Raw genomic sequence first — 21,033 nt, 5'->3', positions numbered from 1 at the left:
TCGGCCCTCCGCTTCGTACCGGACCGCTCAACGACGCCGCTGCTCGTCGATGCGCAGGTAGGCGGCGACGGTCAACATCTGCCACAGACCGGGCTCCAGCGGGTAGGCCGGCGGCAGCCCGTAGAAGCGCCGGGTGCCGTACTCCCAGTCCTGGCCGTCGTCGATCACCTCCTGCGCAGCCGAGCGCACCGCGCCGATCCGGGTCGACGCCAGTTTCGTACCGGACAGCGTCAGATCGCGCAGCACCTGCCCCAGGTTGGCCTTGTCGCCGAGTTCCTGGTCCGGCCCACCCCGGTACGACCGCACCGACCAGCCCGTCACCTGGTCCGGGTGGTGCGGATGGTACGTCGGCACGAGCCGTTCGTTGGCCAGCGCGATCGCGGTCGCCCGGAGCAGATCGGCTTTGCGGCACAACAGCAGCGCCCGACCGGTCAGCGGGCCGAACTTTTCCCGGATCACCCCCTCCCCGTACAGCTCATCCGCCTTCGCCTCCAACGCCGCCGCGGTCTTCTCCTCCGCCAGGACGTGCGGCGAGGGGTAGCCGCCGCGCCGCTGGTGGTAGGACCGACGCAGGTCGGAGAAGCCGGCGAAGGCACCCAGACGCAGCGAGTGCCGGGACGCGAAAAGCATGATCTTGTCGGTCGCGGGACGCTCCTCGGACTCGTTCGACGGCACGATGTCGTTGAGATCCACCCGCTGCTCGCCGAGGAAGGTCCACAGGCTCCGGCTCAGCGCGGCGCCCGGCGCCCCGCTCGCCGGCAGCGCGGCGAAGGCGTACACCTGCTGCTGCGCCTCGCCGTCGTCGTCCTGGTCGAGGTTGACCAGCCGGCGGTGCTCCTCGTCGTCGTAGCTGACCAACCAGTCGCTACCGTCGAGCAGCTCCCGGCCGAGCGCCTCACCGGACTCCCCCGAGTGCTCCAGGATCTCGAACACCGACCGCTCCCGCAGCGGGGCGAAAACCGGCCGGGCCCGGCTACGGAGACCGTCGACCAGCGCGTCCACGAGACCCGGACCGGCGACCCGGGTGCCGCCCCGCAGGGCCAGCACCGGCCGGCCGCCCTCGGTCGACACCCGCCAGCGCAGCGCCTCCGCGACCGGAGCCAGTCCGGACCGGCCGCGCTCCGGGTCGGGCACACCCGCGTAGTGGGTGTACAGCCACTCCTCGGTGTCGCGGTCGCCGACCCGGGGCACGATCCGCCGCAACGGGAACCCCTCGGCCGCACGGCGCTCCTTGTCGACCGCCTCGACCGCACCGACGAGCTGCCGGTTGGCCTCCTTGACCGCCAACCGCCACGCCTCGACCTCCGTACGGACCTCGGCCGCGACCTGGGCGAGCCGCTTCAGGGTCCGCTGGGTCCGGTCGTAGCAGTCCTCCTGGATCAGGGCGAGCAACAGGTTCCGCTCCGCGCCCAGGTAGTTGAGCTGATGCTTGCCCCGACGCAGACCCTTGTCCTCACGTACCCGCTCCTCGGCCTGGTCCAGCGCGGCCCGGGCGCGAGCCGGATCCGCCCGGTGGCACAACTCGGCCCGCTGGCCGAACAGTTCCAGACGCTGGGTGACCAGGTCGACGAAGGCCAGCCCGGCCAGCGGCCCGCCGTCCCGGCGGGACATCACCTGCGCCACCACGAGCCGCAGCGCCACCTCCCACTGGCGCCGGATCTCCCGCTCGTGATCCTCGGCGACCGGGTACCACTGATGCTCGTTGTTCGGCGCCAACCGCACCCCGCTCTCGCCCCAGAAGGCACGGATCCTCGCCCTGGTCTGGTCGATCACGAACTGACCACGGTGGTCCGTACGGAACTGGGTGATGTCCTCGAACGGGGCGAACAGGCTCGGCGGGTCCGGCAGCTCGGTGTTCCTGCCCGCGGCGAGCAGCCAGCCGGACGTCGGCGAGAGCAGCCCCTCCCGGGCCGCCTCACTGTCCAGGTCCTTGAACACCGGCGGCGGTTGCGCCCCGTCGGCCTCCGGATCGGTGCCGGTGAGGAACTTGCCCACCTCGGCACCGAGGTCGGTCACCCGGTCCGGCAACTGCGCGAGTACGTCCACCCCGGCCCGGCTGACGAAGCCCCGCAGCACCGACTCCCAGTGGTACTCCACCAGGTAGGCGCCGAAGGTGGAGTAGATGTCGGTGCTGTTGCGGGTGTACGGACGCGCGTTCACCCGGTAGCTGCTGAACGCGGTCCCGACGGTCGGCAGCAGGTGTGCGTAGATCGCGTCGGCAACGGCGACCGGGCAGACCGTAGCCGCGTCGAAGCCCTCCAGTCGACGCGGGGCGGACCGGCCGCGCCGCCCGTCCACGAGGTACGTGTACTGCACCGGCGCGGCGGTCATCTCGTGGCTGTGCCGGGGCGCCCAGCGGAACTCGGCCGGATTGTTCCGCTCGACGTTCATCACCCGGTCCAGCTCGCGCAGCAGCGCGTACCCGTTGGCCTCGCTCCTGATCCGCTGCGGCCCCTCGAGCGTCCGCCCGAACGCACCGGACAGTACGCAGAACAGCGTCACCGAGAAGCCACCGCCCTGCACCAGACGCATCTGTTGCAGGTACGCCAACACGTCGAGGAGGATCCCGGAACCGGTGCCGCCCGCGGTCGAGCTGACCACGTAGATGTTCGGCGTGGTGTCGGCGTCGGTCCGGGTGAGCTGGTCCAACGCGTGCTCGATCCGGCGCATCGCCGGTGTCGCACCGAGTACGTCGGCGAAGAACGACATCCGGCCGAAGGACCTGATCTGTCCCGCGCCCTCGACCATGAAGGCGAGCGCCTCGTCCTCCCGGATCTGCTCCGCGTCGCGGGGGCCGAACCACGGGGCGACGGTCGGGTAGAACTCCTCCGCGACCTCGGGGCCCTGCCGGATCTTGTCGATCATCCCGCCGACGGCGCTGTTGAGGTAGAGATCCTCGACGTCCACGTCCAGCGTGAGCCCGTCCACGTTGGGACGGTTCTTGCGGTCCACGTCGACCGCGCGCAGCAGCACCGGCCAGTCGTAGCGGTTGCCGTTGCTCCGCTCGACGGCCGCCGGGTCCTGCTGGAGGTCCCGCCACCGCTGCTCGATCGCGAGACGGTGCTTCAGATGTGCCACGGCATCGCTTCCGGTGCCGCCGAGTCCGATCACCAGTGCGGGAAGCACGATGAACCTCCTGTCCGCCGTCCTAGGGCCCGGGTCGTCATGGTTGGTAGGTGAACGTGGTGCCGTCGCGCAGTGACTCGGTCTGCCGGGGCCGGCAGGTCACCCGGTGCCGCTTCCCGTCCCGTCGGTAGTCGACGTACAGCACGAGTTCCCGGCCCGAACCGGTCTCGCGGCGCAGGCGGCGGGCGCGTACGGTGCCGCTGCCCGACAGCCCGCCGCGCCTGACCAGCGGGCTCGGGAACCGGACCGTCCGACCGCTGAGCGGTTGGCGGTAGGGACCCTTCTGCTCGGGCTCGCTGATCGACAGCGAGCCGCTGCCCATCGCCTTCCACCGCCGCGCCGGCAGGTAGAAGGCCAGCCCGACGGCGATCACAAGAAGCACGAGCACCAGCACCAGGAGCCAGATCGGGAAGCCGGTGGTGGTGTGCCGGGCCGGAGCCGTCGCGCTCGCCGGGGCCGGGGTGAACGCCAGTTCGAGATCGCGGGTGATGACGTCGCGCCACGGCGAGTCGACCGTCCCGGTCACCCGGAGTTCGCCGTCGCGCGTACGCTCACCGCCGATCCGGCGTTCGGTGGTCGTCACCGGCTCCACCCGGATCCGTACCTCCTGCTCCGGCTCGGCGGGGGTGAGCAGCACCTCGGGCCGTTCCGGCACCGCACGCAGCTCGACGCCGTCGATCTCGACCCGCAGGTCGCCGACCGTGATCGGGACCCGGGTCGCGGAGCTGCGGAACCGGGCGACGATCTCGACCGGCTCGGCGCCGACGGTGAGCCCGCCCGGCGGCAGCGCGGCGGTGGCGGTGAGCTGGTCCCGGGCCACGTACGCGGCCGCCTTCTGTACCGCCACCCGGCCCCGGATCCGGTCGAGATAGCTGCCGACCTGGTCCGGTGGCAGGTCCATCAGGATCGTGTTCTCGAAGACCTCATCGAGGAGCTGCACGTCGGTCCGACCGGCGAGCGGTACGCCGTACGCGCGGACGTTGCGTCGCTGCTCGACCCTGCGGGCCCGCTCGGTGAGCCGGGCGAAGGCCGGAGACGCGTTGCCGGCGTACCGGGAGTTGACCGGCGGATCGTGTCGGCCGTCGGTCAGCAGGATCACGGTCGCGGGATCGGTGTTGCCGGCCTCCTCGACGATGTCGAGCGCCGCTTCGATGGCCGCGCCGATGTCGGTGGCGGTGCCGTCCGCCGTACCCGGCATCCGGTCGAGCGCCCCGGCGCCGACACCGCCGACCGCCCCGCTGAACTTCGGGTCGGGACGGTTGGCGAAGGCGAACAGGTGCAGCCGGTCGACCGGGTCGAGTTCGGCGAGCAACGGGCGCAACGCGTCCTTGGCCGCCCGGTAGAGGTCGGCGCCGTCCTGCATGGAGGAGGAGACGTCGACCAGCACGACGTAGTCCGCCGGCAGCCGGTCGACCCGGAGGTCGCGCAGCACCTCGGCCAGACCGGCCTGGGCGGGCGCGAACCGTGCCGGAACGGCCGGTGCCGCCGGTACGGACAGCACGTTGACGGCGACCGCCAGCGTCGCCGCGAACAGCGGCAACAGCTTCCGGTACGCCCGGTCGAGGTGTGTCATCTCGTCATCCCCCTCATGCCTCGTCGGCGTACATGACCACGCCCGGTCTGGTCCCGGTCTCACCGAGGACCAGGCGGGGGCGCAGGCAGTCGAGCACCTCGCCGGTCCTGGCCGTGGGGGGCGCCGGCAGGCGTACGTCCAGAGTCCGCTCGGTGTGCTGCTGCTGGATCAGGTCGCGGTACCACCCCTTGAGGTGCGTGGCCTCGAATCGCTGGTCGAACTGCCGCTCGGGCTCCCGGCCGAACTGCCGATCGAGCTGCTGGACGGTGTCGTCGACCAGGCCGGACACCTCCCTGCGGAAGCTCCCCCACCAGCTGTCCGGCGCGACGAGTGGCTGGTGCACCACCGAACGCAGCACCTCGGCGAGCCCGGCCGCGCGGATCAGCCGCTGTGCCGGGTCACCGTTCCCGGTGGAGGTGTTCGGTTGCCCGGCGTACGACTGGAGGGCGTCGTGGAGCCGCTTGCGGTACCGCCGCTGTTCCTCCTTGTCACGCAGCGGCTCCAGCTTGGCGTCGCGTACGTGCAGGGCGGTGAGGTCGTTGGCCACCAGCCACTCGACCTGGGTGGCGTACGAGGTGACCCGGAAGTGTTCCTCGAAGGCGGAGCCGGACGCGGCGAGGACCCCCGGCGAGACGCCGCCCTGCGGGTCCAGGCACACCCCCGGCTCGCCACCCCAGCCGGGGATGATCACCCGGTGCAGGTAGACGTGCTGGAGCATGGTCCACCGCTCGTCCGCGACGTACCAGATCCTCGGCACCACCCGGGCCGCATCGTCGGCCCACTCCCGGGCGACGGACGCCGGTAGCCGCAGCAGGCCGAGATGGAAACTGCGCCAACGGGCGGCCAGGGTGCCACCGGGAGCCGGGGTGTTGCCGAGCCACACCCGTACCCGGTCGTCGGCGACGAATCTGGCCAGGACCTCCTCGACCTGCCCCGCGATCAGAGCCAGCCCGACCTCCTGCCGGGTTCCTCCGGTCCGGTCGTACGCCTCGGTCCCGGCCGTCACCCGCTCGGTACGAACCGGGGTCCCCACCGACGCCGTCCCGCCGGTAGGGTCCGGCGTCCCCCGCCGATCCATCCCACCCGGCCCGGCAGCACCCGGCCGCCCAGCAGCCGCCGGCCCGGCGGCACCCGACCCAGCAGCGTCCTGATCGAAGACGTCCGGCTCGAAGGCGTCCACCACGGCATCGCCGGGCTCAACGGCGTCCGTCACGGCATCGCCGGACTCGAAAACGTCCGTCACCGCATCGCCGGACTCGAAGGCATCCGACTCGACGGCGGCCGGCTTCGCGGGGGCCGACTCTACGGCAGCCGGCTCGGTGAACTGCCAGAGCCGGGCGCCCAGTTCATGGATCCGACGCCACGGATCGGCGCGATCGGCCGGGTCGTCGAGGTTGCCGGCGGCGGCGAGGCGTTCGATCCGTTCGGTCAGCATCGCGGCGTAGACGGCACCGGCGACCCGGGGCAGGTGGGCACGGAGTGCGTCCGCCGCCGGGCCGGCGTCCCGGAGCACCTCGCCGAGCAGGTCCTCGAAGCCGTGCCGGGTGGACTCGGTCTGGTTGTCCATCAGTGTGTCCCGTCAAAAGGGCTGTCATGGTCGTCGAAGTCGGACTGCGGGGTGCCCAGCGGCAGCCGGAAGACCAGGCCGCGCTCGTGTTCGATGTCCAGGACGGTCGAGGTGGTCCACAGTGGCGGTGCGCCCGCGTGCACCCGGACCGCCCCACGGGCGTCCAGGCTGACCACGTACGTCGCCTCGGTGTCGAACGCCGCGTCGAGCGTCCCGATCGGCCGCTCACCGCCGTCGTCCGTACGGAGCAGGAAGGTCCAGCCCCCGGAGTCGTCGGGGGGCGGCAGGGGAAGGTGTCCGAGTACGCCCGGCCGGCTCTCGCCCAACTCGTCGACGAAGGTCTCGCGGGTGAAGGCCCGGTTGCCGGTGCCGCTTCCGAAAGCCGGTCGGGGCGGCTGCCCGTCGGGCGGTTCGACCAGGATCCGGTCGGCCAGCCGCAACACGTCCGCCGGTGCGCCGGACGGCCCCGCCGGCACCTGCACCGCCGCCTGTGACTCGTCGATCCGCAGGTACGGCCGGCTGCCCTGCCAGAGCAGCAACTCCAGGCTCAGGCTGCCGTCGACCTCGATCCCGGCACTGATCCTGGCCGGCCAGAGCTTGCGGTCCAGGGACAGTCCCGGATCCTCGGCCCGGATCCGGGCGTCGAGGTCCCGCCACTGGAACGAACCCCAGGGCAGCGGATGGCCCCCGTCGACCTGACGCTCGATCACACACCGGTCACCGAGGACACCGAGCCGGGCGAAGGCCCGCAGCCGGCCGTCGGCGAACTCCTCGAACGGTGTCCCGGCCGGCAGCACCACCCGGTTCCGGTCGGCCCGGCTGCGTACCGCCAGCGCGCAGGGCAGCTCCAGGAGCAGGTTGTCGACCTCCACGGCAACCTCGGTCACGCCCTGCCGGAGCAGTTCGATGTCCGCGTCCGGGGCACCCAGCGAGCTGATCGACGCGGCCCAGGCCGCACCGATCGAGGCGGCGTTCTTCGGGTACGTCCGCTCGACGACAACCTCGACGGCCGGCTCGCCACGCGGACGGCGGGCGGCGAACTCCCGGGCGACCACCTCGGCCGCGAGGGCGAGTTGGCTGGCCTTGCCGGTGAGGATGATCCGGTCCAACCGCTCGGTGGCGTCGAGCCGGCTCGCGGCAAGCCCCGCCGCGAGCTTGCTGATCTCGACCAGCATCGGCGTGGCGGCGCCGGTGAACGACCCGTACCCGAGTTCCACCGGGCCCTGGCCGATCTCCGTCGGCTGGTCGGTGGGGACGCTGTCGAGCGTCCGTACGATGTCCTGCACGTGATCGGTGGCGAGCCGGTACGGCGTACCCGGGGCGATCTGCTTCTTCGCCTCCTCGGCCCGCCGCCAGATCGCCCAGAAGGTCTGCTCGCGGACCTGGTTCGAGCCGGGTCCGATCCGGTGCGGGTCGAACCGGGTGCCGACCACCCGTTCGACGTTGTCCCGGACCCGCTGCGCCGCGTCGCTGTCCGGCACGTCGGTGTCCCGGCGCAGCGCCTCCAGGGTCCGCTCGACCAGGCTGCCCGGAACGTACCGGCCGTTGTCGTCCTGGTAGGACCGTTCCAGGTTCGCGGTCACCCCGTCCTGCCACTGCCGCCACGACTCCCGGCTCTCGCCGAACCCGGTCTGCTCGGGCCAGGCGATGGTCAGCAGGTGGTCGGCGATGACCGCCTTCAGCCAGTGGAAGACCTGGAGGGTGAGGAAGTCGCCGCCGCGCCGGTTCCGACCACTGGTGCCGCGCAGTTGCGGGACCACCCTGTAGTACCGCCCGGCGGTGCCGGGCTCGACGTCGGGCAGTTCCGGGGTCCCGTCGTGCAGGTGGACCGTGACCAGGGCGATGTCGGTGGTGCCACCGCCGATGTCGATGACGAGCATGTTCTCGGTCCAGTGCCGTTCCTCCCCCGGCACCGGCCGGAAGCGCGCCCGGAGCGCCTCGATGCCCAGTTCGTAGTCGGTGCCGAGGTCGCGCATCAGGAAGAACAGCGCCGCCGAGATCGCCTCGTCGTAGCTGAGGTCGACGTCGCCGACGCCGAGTACGGAACCGATCACCTCGTCCAGGCGGCGTCGAGCCGACGGCGGAGCCATCGTCGGGTAGGTCGCCACCACGTGGTCGACCGGTGCCCCGTCGAGCCGGTCCGGGTTCGCCCCGGTGAACCGGTCGGTCTCCTGGAGGAGGAACCCGACCGCCGCGCCGAGCAACGCGTCGAAACCGACCCGGCGCGGATCGTCGCGCAGCGGCAACGCGTAGTCGGGATCGTTGAGGTGGTGCTTGAGACCGAGCACGGTTCCGTACGAGGCGCCGTGCGCGAGCGGGATCCCCAGCCGTACGCGCAGGTACGGGTCGATGTCGGTGACGTCCAGCCGGCTCGACACCTCGTCGAGTTCCGTCGCGCTGTCCAGGCGTACCGGGTAGAGCGAGTGGTGCGCCAACGCGGGGGTGCTGAACGCGGTGTCGTAGCAGTGGTGCAGCCGGGCGGCGAGCCAGGCGCCGAGTTGGGGCGTACACCCGATCTGGGCGTTGTCCAGGGCGAGCAGCACGTCGTAGAGCAGCGGCCCGTTCGTCGACTCGTCGACGGCGACCAGGTCGGCCAGCGCCTGCGGGTCCACCTGGGCCAGGTCGGCCGCGATCCGGGTACGCAGCACCGACCACTCCGCCCGGCACTGCGCCTGCCGGGGCTCGGTGAGCTCCTCGGCACGGGGTTCACGGCGCAACAGGTCGGCCGTCTGCCGACGCAGGGCCGCCCGCTGGTCGACCGGCAACGGCAGCGACGGCCGGGGGCGGCTGGGATCGTAGAGGGTGACGGTCGAGTTGGTGGTGCCGAAGTCCACCGCGGCGAACCCGCCGTGGCGGTCGGGGCAGTAACGCGGGTACGGCAGGATCGGACGATCCGTCGTGTCGGTGCTGTCGCTCATCAGCGCTCCTCGGAGAGCGTGGGCCAGTCGTCGTCGTGGTCGAGTGCCGTCTCCAGCCGCCGCGCCACGGTGGCCGGTGGCTCCGGCGGAAGGTGTGCGTCCGGCCCGTCGACCAGGGCCCGCAGCTCGCCGTCCGTACGCGGCAGCCGCTGTTGCAGTGCGCGCAGGCTGCGGTGGATCGCCTCGGCCCGCCGGGGCAGCTCGACCGCGAGCCGGGCCAGCGCGAGCCGCCGGGTGGCCTCGACCAGCTCGCGGCGCAGCCGCATCACCGCCACCTGGTGGTTCCCGTGCGGGGACGGGGTGCGAAGCCCACCGTCGGCCGCCCAGGGCAGCGGCCGTACCGGGTCGAGCGGGAACGCCTGCCGCAACGCCTGCCGCTCCGCCGCCGTACGCGGCACCCCCGCCGCCGCGCTTCCCGTCGGGTTGTCGTCCTCGGGCCGGACCTGCGCCAACCAGTCGAGCTGCACGGCCCGTCGCAGGTCGGGCAGGACCGGTTCCCCGGTCGGGCGCACCAACCGGCCCCGGACCGGTTCGACCCGCGCCAGCAGGGCCGCCTTCAACTCGACCACCCTGGCCGCCCGGCGGGTCAACCAGTTCGCCACCACCGCGTCCACGACCTGTTCCACGGTGGCCGCGCTCTCCCCGACGGCGGCACGGAACCGGGCCTCGAAGACGTCCGGTGTGTCGGGCAGTTCGTCGCGACCGAACCCGGTGCCGCGTTTCACGGTCTGCTGGCTCAGGGCGGCGAGCAGGACCGACCACTGGGGCCAGGCGTGGACCTGGGCGGTGACGGCCTGACGTACCGCGTCCTGCGGGGTCATTCCGGTGGCCAGGCGGGCGCGGGAGCCGGTGATTCCCTCCTCGACGTCGTCGATCAGGGCGGCGGTCTCCTGCGCGATCCGTCCCAGCACCTCCCGCAGGTCGTCCTCGGGCCGGGCCGTCGGCGCGGGCTGTTCGGCGGGTGCCCGGTCCAGGGCGACGACCACCTCCCGGATCGCTCCGCGTAGGCCCAGGTGGGCGAGGCGGGCCCGTTCGGCGCGGACGGCCAGGGCGGCGGCCCGCCCGGTGCCGGTCACGGCGGCGCGCAGTTGCTCGTACCGGTCCGGTGGCACCCGCCCGGCGAGCACCGACCGGCTCTCCGGCCCGTCGAGCACGGTCGACGGGGCGGCGCCGTTGAGGGTCGCGGTGAACCGGGGCACGGCGGCGTCGGGGCCGGGCAGGACCACCACCGCGCCGGCCCGGACGAGTTCGTTCTCGATCAGGTGCCGTTCCCGGCCGGCGGGTCGGTGCGGGTGCAGCATCGGCAGGTCGACCAGGTCCAACGTCTCGGCGTCGAGGTCCCAGAGCGACGCCGGCACCTGCACCGGAACCACCACCCGTGCGACGGCCGGCAGGATCCGGTGCAGGACGCCGTCGGTCAGGCCGGTCTCGGCGGGCAGGGCGACGGCCGGTGGGTCGAGTTCGGCGAAGGGTTGGCGCAGCGCCGCGTCGGGGCGGGCGAACGGCATCGCCGCGTGGTGCACGGTGGCCAGCCGGACCGGCCGGTCCGTCGTACCGAGGAGGTGCTCGGCGAAGCTTTCCGCCCGGTAGAGGTCGTAGAGTTCGCGCAGCCACCCGCGACTGTCCGAGTCCGTGGCCGGCCCGAGCCGTCGGGCCTGGGCGACCACCTCGGGCCAGCCCGCGTCGGCGGGCAGGGAACCCCAGCCGCCGGAGTCGAGCCGCGCGAGCAGGTCCCGGCGGCACCGGGCCAGGGCGTCCCGGTCCAGGATGTCGACGGTGGCCGGGCCGAGCGTCACCGCCGGCCTGTCGACGGGTTGCAGCCGTACGACGGTGACGTAGCCGGTGATCGTCCGTTCGGGACTGATCCGGACCTCCTGGTCGCCGAGGATCTGCCCCCAGAGGTTGTGGCTGACCACCCGGTCGTCGCCGGCCGACTCGGCCAGCACCGCCACGGACAGCGGGGCGTCCACGGCGTCGCGTACGGCCGCGCCGGCCAGGTGTACGGGTTCGAGCAGCCCGGCGGTGGGAGAACCAGGCGGGGCTGCGGTGTCGACCTGTCGGAGGAGTTGCTCGGCCCGTGCCCGGAACTGGGCTGCCGAGTCTGGTGATCTGGCCACGGGCTGTTCCTGACTGCTCGTACGGTGTTCCGCGACGCCGCCGCCGACACGTTGGTGGCGTCACGGTTCACCCGGAGGGGAAGGGCGGAGGAATGCGGGGGCCCACCGACGAAATGCGGATGTCAGCAAGCTGACAATTCAGCGGACGGAATCAGCAAAAAACGCCGTACGGACCTTCCGAATCAACCGAAAGGACCGACGGCGTACGCGTGAGAATGAGCTTCGAGGCTGCCATACCGCTATTGCACCGGATCGCGCGATCGCGCTCGCCATCATCAGATGGGATTGGACTGTCGAGCGCGGGACACCACACAGGACGGTCGGTCCGGGTCACCACACCGGATTTGTCCGTCTGGTCGGCGTCCCCGAATGCGGCGGACGGACCCGACGGTTCAGTGCACCAGCGGCACCATGTTCCGGGTGATCTTGCCGTCCGGGTTGTAGACCACACACATGATGTCCCGGTCGCCGTCGGCCCAGGTCTCGGCGGTCGGCAGGATCGGGAAGAAGTTCAGCCCGGACTCCTCCGGGGTGCCCCACCGGCGCTGGAAGTCCTTGCCGCACTCCGCCCACCCGTACGCGGCGACCGCCGGGCGGTTCCACTCACCGTCGGCGACGTGCACGAACCCGTACGACTCGTTGTCGGCCCGCTCCTCACACTCCTTGTAGATCACCACCACGTCGTTCGACCGCTTCGAATAGGCGGGATCGGAGAAGCACTCGCCCCCCTCGATATTGAGAATGCCGGTGGTCGCCGCGGAGATGAAGTCGTCACCCTTGACCGCGATCGGCTGCGCCGGCTCGGCCTTCGGAAAAACCGCGATCAGCGCGACGGCGGCCACCGCGGCCCAGCGGCGACGGCGCTGAAGCAGTGCGTTCGGCAGGGCGAGAGTCATCGACGCGGCCTGTTCTGGACGGGTGGTACGGGCAACCGGACGGGCCCCGCCGCATGGTAGGCGGGCGTTGATGAACCAACGGGAGACGTGAGCCGTCCGCCCGACGACCGCCGGATGACGCCCGGCGTGTGCTTCGCCGTAGTGATCATCAGTTCACCTGGTGGCAAGCCAACCGTCGAGTGGAGGTCGGCCTGCTCCGACTCAATGCGGAGGTCCGCCGCGCTCCCGCTGGTGGACGATCCACTTCTCTTGAGGGGTGACCCCTACCTTGGACGACAACAAGCGACCGTGGAACACGGGCTCGCGGCGGGCGAAACTCGCCGCCGTGGGCGCCGCCGCGCTCATCGTCGGCGGCTTCGCGTTCGGCCCGTCGGCGTTCGGTGACGCCGCGCCGACCAAGTTTCCGGCGGCCGAGATCTACAAGCCCTCCCCGATGCCCGACCGCGTCATCCTGACGCCGACCGCCACGCCGGCCACCTCCCAGAAGGTGACCTGGCGGGCCGAGGCGTCCGCCGAGTGGGCCCAGGCCCAGATTCTCGAGGCGCCCAAGGCACTCGGCGAGGTCGCGCCGGCGGCCGGCGCGGTGACCACCGTCAAGGCGAGCGCCAACTCGGCGGTGAACACCTCGCTCGGCTACGCCTCGACCTACCACACGGTCGAGTTCACCGAGCTCAAGCCGAACACCCGTTACACCTACCGGGTCGGCGACGGCACCAACTGGGGCGAGTGGTCCGACTTCACCACCGCGGGCGAGGGCTTCTCGCCGTTCTCCTTCATCTACTACGGTGACGCGCAGAACTACCTCGACTCGGCGCTGCCGCGGGTGTTCCGGCAGGCGTTCGCCGACCGGCCCGAGGCCAAGATGGTCGTCAACGCCGGTGACCTCATCGACAGCGCGAACAGCGAGGAACAGTGGGGCCAGTGGCACGACGCCGACGGCTTCATCAACAGCCAGGTCAACAACATCGCGATCCCCGGTAACCACGAGTACAGCGGCTCGTCGCTGTCCTCGTTCTGGGCACCGCAGTTCCCGTTCCCGGCCAACGGCCCGCAGTGGCCGGCCGGGATGGAGTCGGCCCTGGACAAGACCGCGTACTACACCGACTACCAGGGTGTGCGGTTCATCGGGCTGAACAGCAACGTGCAGAGCATCCCCGAGGTCATGGCCGCGCAGACCGCGTGGCTGGAGAGCGTCCTCAAGGACAACCCGAACAAGTGGACCGTGGTCACCTTCCACCACCCGGTCTACTCGAACACCGGCTCCCGCAACAACCCGCAGGTCCGCGACCAGTGGGGCCCGCTGCTGGAGAAGTACGGCGTGGACCTGGTCCTCCAGGGCCACGACCACTCGTACGCCCGGGGCAACGTCGCGACGAACCGCAAGTCGAGCACCGTGCACAACGGTGTCGTCTACGTGGTCTCCGTCTCCGGCGGAAAGATGTACGAGCTCAACGGTGGCGAGAACTGGACCGGTAACGGCGCGGAGCTCTCTGACCGGGACGAGAACGTCCAGCTCTACCAGATGATCGACGTCGAGAAGGACTCGATCCGGTTCGAGGCGCGTACCGCCAACGGCCAGTACGAGGACGGTTTCCTCATCCGCAAGAACGACGCGGGTGCCCGTACCGTCAACGAGTTCCGCACCCCGGAGAACACCACCGGCGAGCGGGCCCTGACCGCCCAGAAGACCGTCGCCGTCGGCGAGAAGGTCCAGGTCAAGGCGTACAACTACGACCCGAACGAGACGGTGAGCGTGTACCTGCGCAGCACCACCCTCGGCGAGGGCAAGCCCGGCGTCCTGATCGCCTCGAAGAAGGCCGACGAGCTGGGCCAGTTCAACTACACCTTCGCCGTGCCGGAGGGCACCAAGAAGGGCAGCACCCAGGTTGTCTACCTGGTCAGCGAGAACCAGAAGATCACCACCCCGGTGATCACCATCAGCAAGTAGCCGGTTCCGGGTGCGGGCCCGCCGGCCCGCACCCGGTCCGCCCCGGACAGGAGCCTCTGTGAGCATCCGTACGCGCGCGCTGGCCGGCACGCTGCTGGGCGCCCTGGCCGCGCTGGTCGCGGTCACCGGGCCGGCCAGCCCGGCCTCCGCCCACCCGTTCGGCCCACCGGCCACGGCCAGGATCAGCGCCGACGGTACGCGGGTGACCATCAACTGGCTCGCCGCCGAGGACGACTGGGTGGCCCTCGGCCAGTCCCTCGGCGCGTTCGAGGATCCCGCGACGGGCAGGGTCGACACCGGGCTCACCGGCGAACAGAAGCTGCAACGCTCCCCCGCCGTACGCGACTACCTGTTGAAGCGGATCACGGTCAGCCAGACCGGGACGCCCTGCGCGAGCCGCCTCGACACCCTGGAACAGCTGGTCAAGAAGGGTGCCCGGCTCACCTTCGACTGCCCGCAGCCGGTGACCGACCTCGACGTGACGGTCAGCGCGCTCACCGACCTGAACACCGCGTACCGGACTGCGCTCACCTCGGACGTGCCGATGACCCCGACGGAGGCGCTCTTCACCGCCACCGAGGGCAGCCACCAGGTCCGCCTGACCGCGGGTGAGGGCGGCTCCGGTCGCCCGGCCGCCGTGGGCACGGTCGCCGCCGGTACGGGCATCGCCGCGGTCGCCATCCTCGCCGGGATGCTGGTGAACCGGCGGCGTCGGACGAGGAGGACGGCATGACCGGGATCAACGGGCTGGACAACCACCTGATCGCGCTCTTCGACAGTGGGGCGGTGTTCTGGCTGGCCCTGCTGGTGGCGCTCGGCGTCGGCGCCGCGCACGCGGTGGCACCCGGACACGGCAAGAGCGTGACGGCCGCGTACCTGGTCGGCACCCGGGGACGGTATCGGGACGCGGTACGGCTCGGCGCCATCGTCGCGCTGATGCACACGTTCTCCGTACTCATTCTCTCCCTGGTCTGGGTGGGTCTGACCGGCGCCGCCGGTCTCGGCACCAAGTCGGTCACCGCCTGGCTCCAGGTCCTCGCCGGGCTCGTGGTGATCGGCGTCGGTGTCCACCTCACCTACCGCCACCTGCGCGGCCACGGCCACTCCCACGACCACGGCCACGGGCACTCGCACTCCCCCGGTCACTCGCACGAGCCGGTGCCTGCGACCGGGCCCTCGCACTCGCACCGGCCGGAGCCGACGGCCGGGCTCTCACACGCGCACGAGCCGGAGCCGGTAACCGGGCACTCGCATGACCACGCGGTCGACGGGGCGCACGCGGCGACCGCCACCGCGACGCTCACCGCCGACCCGGTCACCGCTACCGAGCCGGGGCATCATCATCACCATCACGACGCGCCCGAGATGACCGACCCGTGGTCGCGTCGCGGGCTGCTCGCTCTCGGACTCTCCGGTGGACTGCTTCCCTCACCGTCGGCGTTCCTGGTGCTGGTCAGCGGTCTGCTCACCGGACGCGCGCTGGACGCGGTGATCCTGGTGATCGTGTTCGGGATCGGCATGGCGGTCACCCTGACCGGGGTCGGCGTGCTGACCATCCGCGGGTACGCCCTGCTCGCAGGCCGAGCCCGTTCCTGGTCGCCGCTCGCGAAGGTGATCGGCTGGGTCCCCGCCGCCGCCGGAGTCGTCGTCGCCATCGGCGGCTGCCTCTACCTCCTGGCCGCCATCACCGTCCTCACCTGACTCCTCCGCCTTTTCGTGATCAGGGAGAGTTCGGCTCGCCATACCCGGCCGAACTCTCGGGGATCACGAAAACCGTGGTGCGAGAAGGGCTGGGGGTCGGGGAGCATGTTGTTGTGGATGTTCCCGCTCGGCAGGTCCGGGCTTTGTACACGGCCGAGACCATCACCGTTTATCAGGCGTACCGGGCGGAGATCGCCGAGGCGGCGTTGGCAGCCGGGCGGTTCGTGGGTCCGTTCAAACGGGAGCGGATGACCTGGATCAAGCCGTCGTTCCTGTGGATGATGTACCGCTGCGGATGGGCCGAAAAGCCTGGTCAGGAGCGGGTGCTCGCGATCGAGATCACCCGTGCCGGGTTCGAGTGGGCGCTGGCGCACGCGTGCCTGAGTCACTTCGACCGGACCGAGCACACCGACCGGGCCGAATGGTCCCGACAGTTGAAGACCAGCCCGGTACGCGTCCAGTGGGATCCCGAGCGGTCGTTACGGCTGCAACCCCTGCCGTACCGCTCCCTACAGGTCGGGCTGTCCGGCGAGGCCGTCCACCACTACGTCGACGACTGGACCGTCACGATCACCGACAAGACCCCGGTCGTACGCGAGATCAGGTCGCTCCTGCGCGCCGGTGACGAACGCCGCGCGACGGAACTGCTGCCGGACGAGCGCCCGTACCCGCTGGACGAAACCGCGGCACACCCCTAGCAAACCGGACCCGTCAATCCCGGCACGCCGCTACCCAGCCCCTAGCGCGACGATCTTGCACTTGTGGTGGCACGCAAATCCGGACAAGCGCCCTGATCCGGGGCGCCACAACTGCAAGATCGTCGAGGGAATCGGGGGTGGGGACGGGGGGCGGGGGGTTGGGGGTGGGGGTTAGGTCCAGGGGGTTGTGGTGCCGTCGAATTCCTCGAAGACCAGCCAGGTACGGGTGGAGAGCACCCCGGCGATGCCCTGCACCCGGTTGAGCACCACGTCCCGCAGGGCGGCGTTGTCCGGCGCCCGGACCAGTGCCAGTACGTCGTGGTCCCCGCCGAGCAGGGCCGCGTGTTCGATGTAACGCACCCGGCCCAGTTCCACCGACACCTCCCGCCAACTGTTCTGCTCGATCTTCAGCGCGATGTACGCCGACGTGCCGAGCCCGGCCCGCTCCGGCACCACCTGAGCCCGGAACCCGGTGATCACCCCGTCCTGCACCAGCCGCTCCACCCGCGCGTACGCGTTGGTCCGGGAGATGTGGATGCGCTCGGCGAGGGTACGGATCGAGGTCCGGCCGTCACGGACGAGTTCGTCGAGGATCCGCCGGTCGACCTCGTCGAGGGGTCGGGCCGATCGTCCCGCGTCGGCGGCGAACGGGCCCTGCTCCCGGTCCTCCTGGTCCATCTCCGTACGCCTCCGTTGCCATTCGTCCCGCGTTTCCTGAGGATCTTGAGTCAATCATCCGTGGGCGTGAGCATAGGCGCACCACACGTCCAGGAGGTCCCCGCCGTGACAACCACACCCCAGGCGGTCCGCAGGGCATCCCCGCGTACCCGTCGGGCGGTCACCCCGCCCGACCCGGCCCGCGCCCTGCTGCCCAGTCCCGAACCGGTCCGGATGATCGACGAACAGGGCAACCGGCTGCCCGAGCGCTCCGACTACCCCGAGCCACCCGTCGACGCGCTGCGCGAGCTGTACCGGCGCATGGTCATCGGCCGGCGGTTCGACCTCCAGGCCACCACCCTTACCAAGCAGGGTCGGCTGGCGGTCTACCCGTCCTCGCGCGGTCAGGAGGCCTGCCAGGTCGGGGCAATGCTCGCGGTCCGCCCGACCGACTGGGTGTTCCCCACCTACCGGGAGTCGATGGCCCTGGTGTCCCGGGACATCGACCCGGTCGAGGTGCTGACCCTGCTGCGCGGCGACTGGCACTGCGGGTACGACCCGGCCGCCCGGCGTACCGCCCCGCAGTGCACCCCGCTGGCCACCCAGACCGTGCACGCGGCCGGGGTCGCCTACGGCGAGGCGTACCAGGGGCGGGACACGGTGGCGCTGGCGTTCATCGGTGACGGGGCGACCAGCGAGGGCGACTTCCACGAGGGGGTCAACTTCGCCGCCGTGTTCAAGGCGCCGGTGGTCTTCTTCGTGCAGAACAACCGGTACGCGATCAGTGTGCCGCTGTCCCGGCAGACCGCCGCGCCGTCGCTGGCGTATAAGGGTGTCGGGTACGGGGTGCCCAGCGAGCAGGTCGACGGGAACGACCCGGTCGCCGTACTGGCGGTCCTGAACCGGGCCGTCGCCCACGCGCGGGCCGGCAACGGGCCGTTCCTGGTCGAGGCGCACACGTACCGGATGGAGCCGCACACCAACGCGGACGACGCCACCCGCTACCGCGACGGCGCCGAGGTCGACGCCTGGCGCGACCGGGACCCGATCGCCCGGCTGTCCGCCTACCTGCGGCATCTCGGTGTGCTGGACGACGGGGCCGAGGCGGGTATCGCGGCCGAGGCGGAGGCGTACGCGGCCGACCTGCGGGCCCGGATGAACGTGCAGCCGACCGTCGACCCGCTCACCCTCTTCGACCACGTCTTCGCCGAGCCCACCCCGCAACTGCGGGAGCAGCGCGAACAGATCCGCGCCGAGCTGGCCGCCGACGCCGAGCAGGCCGCCGACGAGCGGGACGCACACGACGAACGGGGAGCACGCTGATGGCCGGCACCACGATGGCGAAGGCGCTGAACGCCGCGCTGGCCGACGCGATGGCCGCCGACGACCGGGTGGTGGTCTTCGGTGAGGACGTCGGCCAACTCGGCGGCGTCTTCCGGATCACCGACGGGCTGCTGGCCCGCTTCGGTGACCAACGCTGCTTCGACACCCCGCTGGCCGAGGCCGGGATCGTCGGGTTCGCGGTCGGGATGGCGATGTCCGGGCTTCGGCCCGTGGTCGAGATGCAGTTCGACGCGTTCGCCTACCCGGCGTTCGAACAGATCGCCTCGCACGTGGCGAAGCTGCGCAACCGGACCCGGGGCGCGCTGAGCGTGCCGATCGTGATCCGGGTGCCGTACGCCGGGGGGATCGGCGGGGTCGAGCACCACTGCGACTCCAGCGAGGCGTACTACGCGCACACCCCGGGACTGAAGGTCGTCACCCCGGCCACCGTCGAGGACGCGTACTCGCTGCTGCGGGAGGCGATCGCCGATCCGGACCCGGTGGTCTTCATGGAGCCGAAGAAGCTCTACTTCGCAAGTGACGAGGTCAGCCTGCCGGTGACCGCCGAGCCGTTCGGCCGGGCCGTGGTCCGCCGCCCCGGACGGGACGCCACCCTCATCGCGTACGGGCCGTCGGTCCCGGTCGCGCTGGAGGCCGCCGAGGCCGCCCGCGAGGAGGGCTGGGACCTCGAGGTGATCGACTGCCGCACCATCGTGCCGTTCGACGACGAGACGATCAGCGCCTCGGTACGCCGTACCGGGCGGTGTGTGGTGATCCAGGAGGCACAGAGCTTCGCGGGGGTGGGCGCCGAGATCGCCGCCCGGGTCCAGGAACGGTGCTTCCATTCGCTGCACGCACCGGTGCTGCGGGTCAGCGGGCTGGACATCCCGTACCCGGCGCCGATGCTGGAGCACACCCACCTGCCGAGCGTCGACCGGGTGCTCGACGCGGTCGCCCGGCTCCAGTGGGACGACCAGCCCGACCGGCGCTGGCTGCCGGCACTCGCCGGCAGCACCGCACTCGCGGGCAGCACCGCGTGAGTGCCGTGGCCGCCCCGCAGGTCTTCCTGCTGCCCGATCTGGGCGAGGGGCTGACCGAGGCGGAGATCGTCGGGTGGCGGGTCGCGGTCGGTGACGTGGTGACCGTGGACCAGAGCGTGGTGGAGGTGGAGACCGCCAAGGCGGTGGTCGACGTGCCCTGCCCGTACGCGGGTCGGGTGGTCGCCCTGCACGGCGCGGTCGGTGAGGTGCGCCCGGTGGGCCAGCCCCTGATCTCCGTGGCGGCACTGGACGCCGGCCCGGACGCCCCGGCCGAACCTGCCGCGCACACCACCTACCGGGAGGAGGAGCGGGCCGGCTCCGGCAACGTCCTCATCGGGTACGGCACCGGGCACGGCGGCTCCGGCCGTCGCCGCCGCCGTCCCCGCCCGGCACCGGAGCAGCCCGTTGCGGCATCCGAACAGCAGAGCCGCGCCGACGCCGGCCGGCAGCCGGTGGCCCCCGTCGCGACTGCCACGCCCGCCCCGGCAACCACGGTCACGCCGGTCACCGAGGCGGTGCGGATGGCGGGCGGGGCGCCGCTGGTCCTGTCCCCGATCGTGCGGCGGCTGGCCCGGGAACACGGGCTGGAGTTGGCCGAGGTGCGCGGCACCGGACCCGGTGGCGTGATCCGGCGGGCCGACGTCGAGGCCGCGATCGCCGCCGCGGCGCAACCCGCACCGCAGCCCGAGGCGACGGCACTTCCGGGTACGCCCCGACCCGTCGACGGCCCGGCCGGCGCGGACGTGATCATCCCGCTGACCGGGGTCCGGAAGGTCATCGCGGACAAGCTCTCCCGCAGCCGGCGGGAGATCCCCGAGGTCACCATCTGGGTCGACGTGGACGCCACCGCGCTGCTGGAGACCCGGACGGCGATCAACGCCGCTCGTCCCGAGCAACCGGTGAGCATCCTCGCGCTGCTGGCCCGGATCTGCCTCAGCGGGCTGCGCCGGTACCCGCAGCTCAACTCGCGGGTCGACACCGAGGGCCAGCGGATCATCCAGTCCGCCGCCGTGCACCTGGGCATCGCCGCGCAGACCGACCGGGGCCTGCTCGTACCGGTGCTCCGGGACGCGTCCGCGCTCACCACCACCGAACTCGCGACCGCGCTCGCGGAGACGACGGCGGCGGCCCGCGCCGGTACGCTGCCGCCGGCCCGGCTGACCGGGGGCACCTTCACCCTGAACAACTACGGCGTGTTCGGTGTCGACGGGTCCACCCCGATCATCAACCACCCGGAGGCGGCGCTGCTCGGCATCGGGCGCATCGTCGACAAGCCGTGGGTGGTCGACGGCCAACTCGCGGTGCGCAAGGTGACCCAGCTCAGCCTCACCTTCGACCACCGGGTCTGTGACGGTGGCGTCGCGGGCGGCTTCCTGCGGCACGTGGCCGACTGTGTCGAGCAGCCGGCGATGCTGATCGCCCACTCCTGACCGGAGAATCGGACGCGCCGGCCCCGCTCCGGGGCCGGC

The 21,033-nt window shown here is 71.7% G+C and carries 14 protein-coding genes; 7 read left to right on the top strand and 7 right to left on the bottom strand.

The annotated features are described in order from the left end of the window. Positions 1 to 27: 27 nt before the first annotated feature. The 6 genes from OIE47_RS25815 to OIE47_RS25790 form a co-directional block, all read right to left on the bottom strand. Entirely contained in the window at positions 28 to 3,126 is a 3,099-nt protein-coding gene (locus OIE47_RS25815; protein ID WP_326557103.1) for a tubulin-like doman-containing protein, read from the bottom strand. A 37-nt stretch (positions 3,127 to 3,163) separates the two neighbouring features. Continuing rightward, positions 3,164 to 4,699, bottom strand: a complete 1,536-nt coding sequence (locus OIE47_RS25810; RefSeq protein ID WP_326557102.1) for a vWA domain-containing protein — start codon at positions 4,697 to 4,699, stop codon at positions 3,164 to 3,166. A gap of 13 nt (positions 4,700 to 4,712) precedes the next feature. Further along, positions 4,713 to 6,266 (bottom strand): hypothetical protein, encoded by a 1,554-nt coding sequence (locus OIE47_RS25805; RefSeq protein ID WP_326557101.1) that lies wholly within the window; start codon positions 6,264 to 6,266, stop codon positions 4,713 to 4,715. Further along, complete coding sequence (locus OIE47_RS25800; protein WP_326557100.1) at positions 6,266 to 9,184, bottom strand: hypothetical protein; 2,919 nt, start codon at positions 9,182 to 9,184, stop codon at positions 6,266 to 6,268. The genes OIE47_RS25805 and OIE47_RS25800 overlap by 1 nt, the downstream gene beginning before the upstream one ends. Next, the gene (locus OIE47_RS25795; protein WP_326557099.1) at positions 9,184 to 11,301 is read right to left on the bottom strand and encodes a hypothetical protein; all 2,118 of its coding nucleotides are present in this window, start codon (positions 11,299 to 11,301) and stop codon (positions 9,184 to 9,186) included. Before OIE47_RS25795 ends, OIE47_RS25800 begins: the two co-directional genes overlap by 1 nt. 392 nt (positions 11,302 to 11,693) lie before the next feature. Continuing rightward, positions 11,694 to 12,197, bottom strand: coding sequence for a hypothetical protein (locus OIE47_RS25790; RefSeq protein ID WP_326557098.1), 504 nt, complete (start codon positions 12,195 to 12,197; stop codon positions 11,694 to 11,696). 256 nt (positions 12,198 to 12,453) lie between these two features. Between OIE47_RS25790 and OIE47_RS25785 the strand changes: the two genes are divergently transcribed. The 4 genes from OIE47_RS25785 to OIE47_RS25770 all read left to right on the top strand — a co-directional run bounded on the left by OIE47_RS25785 (position 12,454) and on the right by OIE47_RS25770 (position 16,544). Further along, the gene (locus OIE47_RS25785) at positions 12,454 to 14,145 is read left to right on the top strand and encodes a metallophosphoesterase family protein (RefSeq protein ID WP_326557097.1); all 1,692 of its coding nucleotides are present in this window, start codon (positions 12,454 to 12,456) and stop codon (positions 14,143 to 14,145) included. Between the two features lie 58 nt (positions 14,146 to 14,203). Next, positions 14,204 to 14,878: a hypothetical protein gene (locus OIE47_RS25780; RefSeq protein WP_326557096.1), complete on the top strand. Its 675-nt coding sequence runs from the start codon at positions 14,204 to 14,206 to the stop codon at positions 14,876 to 14,878. After that, a complete protein-coding gene (locus tag OIE47_RS25775) occupies positions 14,875 to 15,846 on the top strand; it encodes a HoxN/HupN/NixA family nickel/cobalt transporter (RefSeq protein WP_326557095.1) in 972 nt (323 codons plus the stop codon). Before OIE47_RS25780 ends, OIE47_RS25775 begins: the two co-directional genes overlap by 4 nt. Before the next feature lie 113 nt (positions 15,847 to 15,959). Next, complete coding sequence (locus OIE47_RS25770) at positions 15,960 to 16,544, top strand: DUF4291 domain-containing protein (protein ID WP_326557094.1); 585 nt, start codon at positions 15,960 to 15,962, stop codon at positions 16,542 to 16,544. Positions 16,545 to 16,715: 171 nt separating this feature from the next. Here OIE47_RS25770 and OIE47_RS25765 read toward each other — a convergent pair whose 3' ends face one another. Then, positions 16,716 to 17,222 carry an Lrp/AsnC family transcriptional regulator gene (locus OIE47_RS25765; RefSeq protein ID WP_326557093.1) on the bottom strand — a complete coding sequence of 169 codons (507 nt, stop codon included), beginning with the start codon at positions 17,220 to 17,222 and terminating at the stop codon, positions 16,716 to 16,718. 72 nt (positions 17,223 to 17,294) lie between these two features. Here OIE47_RS25765 and pdhA point away from each other — a divergent pair, with 72 nt between their 5' ends. Genes pdhA through OIE47_RS25750 form a run of 3 tightly spaced genes read left to right on the top strand, consistent with a single transcriptional unit; the run spans position 17,295 to position 20,994 of the window. Then, positions 17,295 to 18,524, top strand: a complete 1,230-nt coding sequence (gene pdhA / locus OIE47_RS25760) for a pyruvate dehydrogenase (acetyl-transferring) E1 component subunit alpha (RefSeq protein WP_326563246.1) — start codon at positions 17,295 to 17,297, stop codon at positions 18,522 to 18,524. Continuing rightward, complete coding sequence (locus OIE47_RS25755) at positions 18,524 to 19,564, top strand: alpha-ketoacid dehydrogenase subunit beta (RefSeq protein WP_326557092.1); 1,041 nt, start codon at positions 18,524 to 18,526, stop codon at positions 19,562 to 19,564. Before pdhA ends, OIE47_RS25755 begins: the two co-directional genes overlap by 1 nt. Next, on the top strand, positions 19,561 to 20,994 hold the full coding sequence (locus OIE47_RS25750) for a dihydrolipoamide acetyltransferase family protein (protein WP_326557091.1): 1,434 nt from the start codon (positions 19,561 to 19,563) through the stop codon (positions 20,992 to 20,994). The genes OIE47_RS25755 and OIE47_RS25750 overlap by 4 nt, the downstream gene beginning before the upstream one ends. Positions 20,995 to 21,033 lie beyond the last annotated feature (39 nt).

The sequence above is a fragment of the Micromonospora sp. NBC_01796 genome, from assembly GCF_035917455.1.
In the GTDB taxonomy this organism is placed as follows: domain Bacteria; phylum Actinomycetota; class Actinomycetes; order Mycobacteriales; family Micromonosporaceae; genus Micromonospora_G.
Note: the sequence above shows the minus strand (reverse complement) of the source record. Positions and strands in the feature narration are given on the sequence as shown.

Coding starts and splice junctions, on each gene's coding strand:
- OIE47_RS25810 (WP_326557102.1), bottom strand. CDS start 4,699: ATGACACACCTCGACCGGGCGTACCGGAAGCTGTTGCCGCTGTTCGCG.
- OIE47_RS25805 (WP_326557101.1), bottom strand. CDS start 6,266: ATGGACAACCAGACCGAGTCCACCCGGCACGGCTTCGAGGACCTGCTC.
- OIE47_RS25800 (WP_326557100.1), bottom strand. CDS start 9,184: ATGAGCGACAGCACCGACACGACGGATCGTCCGATCCTGCCGTACCCG.
- OIE47_RS25790 (WP_326557098.1), bottom strand. CDS start 12,197: ATGACTCTCGCCCTGCCGAACGCACTGCTTCAGCGCCGTCGCCGCTGG.
- OIE47_RS25775 (WP_326557095.1), top strand. CDS start 14,875: ATGACCGGGATCAACGGGCTGGACAACCACCTGATCGCGCTCTTCGAC.
- OIE47_RS25765 (WP_326557093.1), bottom strand. CDS start 17,222: ATGGACCAGGAGGACCGGGAGCAGGGCCCGTTCGCCGCCGACGCGGGA.
- OIE47_RS25755 (WP_326557092.1), top strand. CDS start 18,524: ATGGCCGGCACCACGATGGCGAAGGCGCTGAACGCCGCGCTGGCCGAC.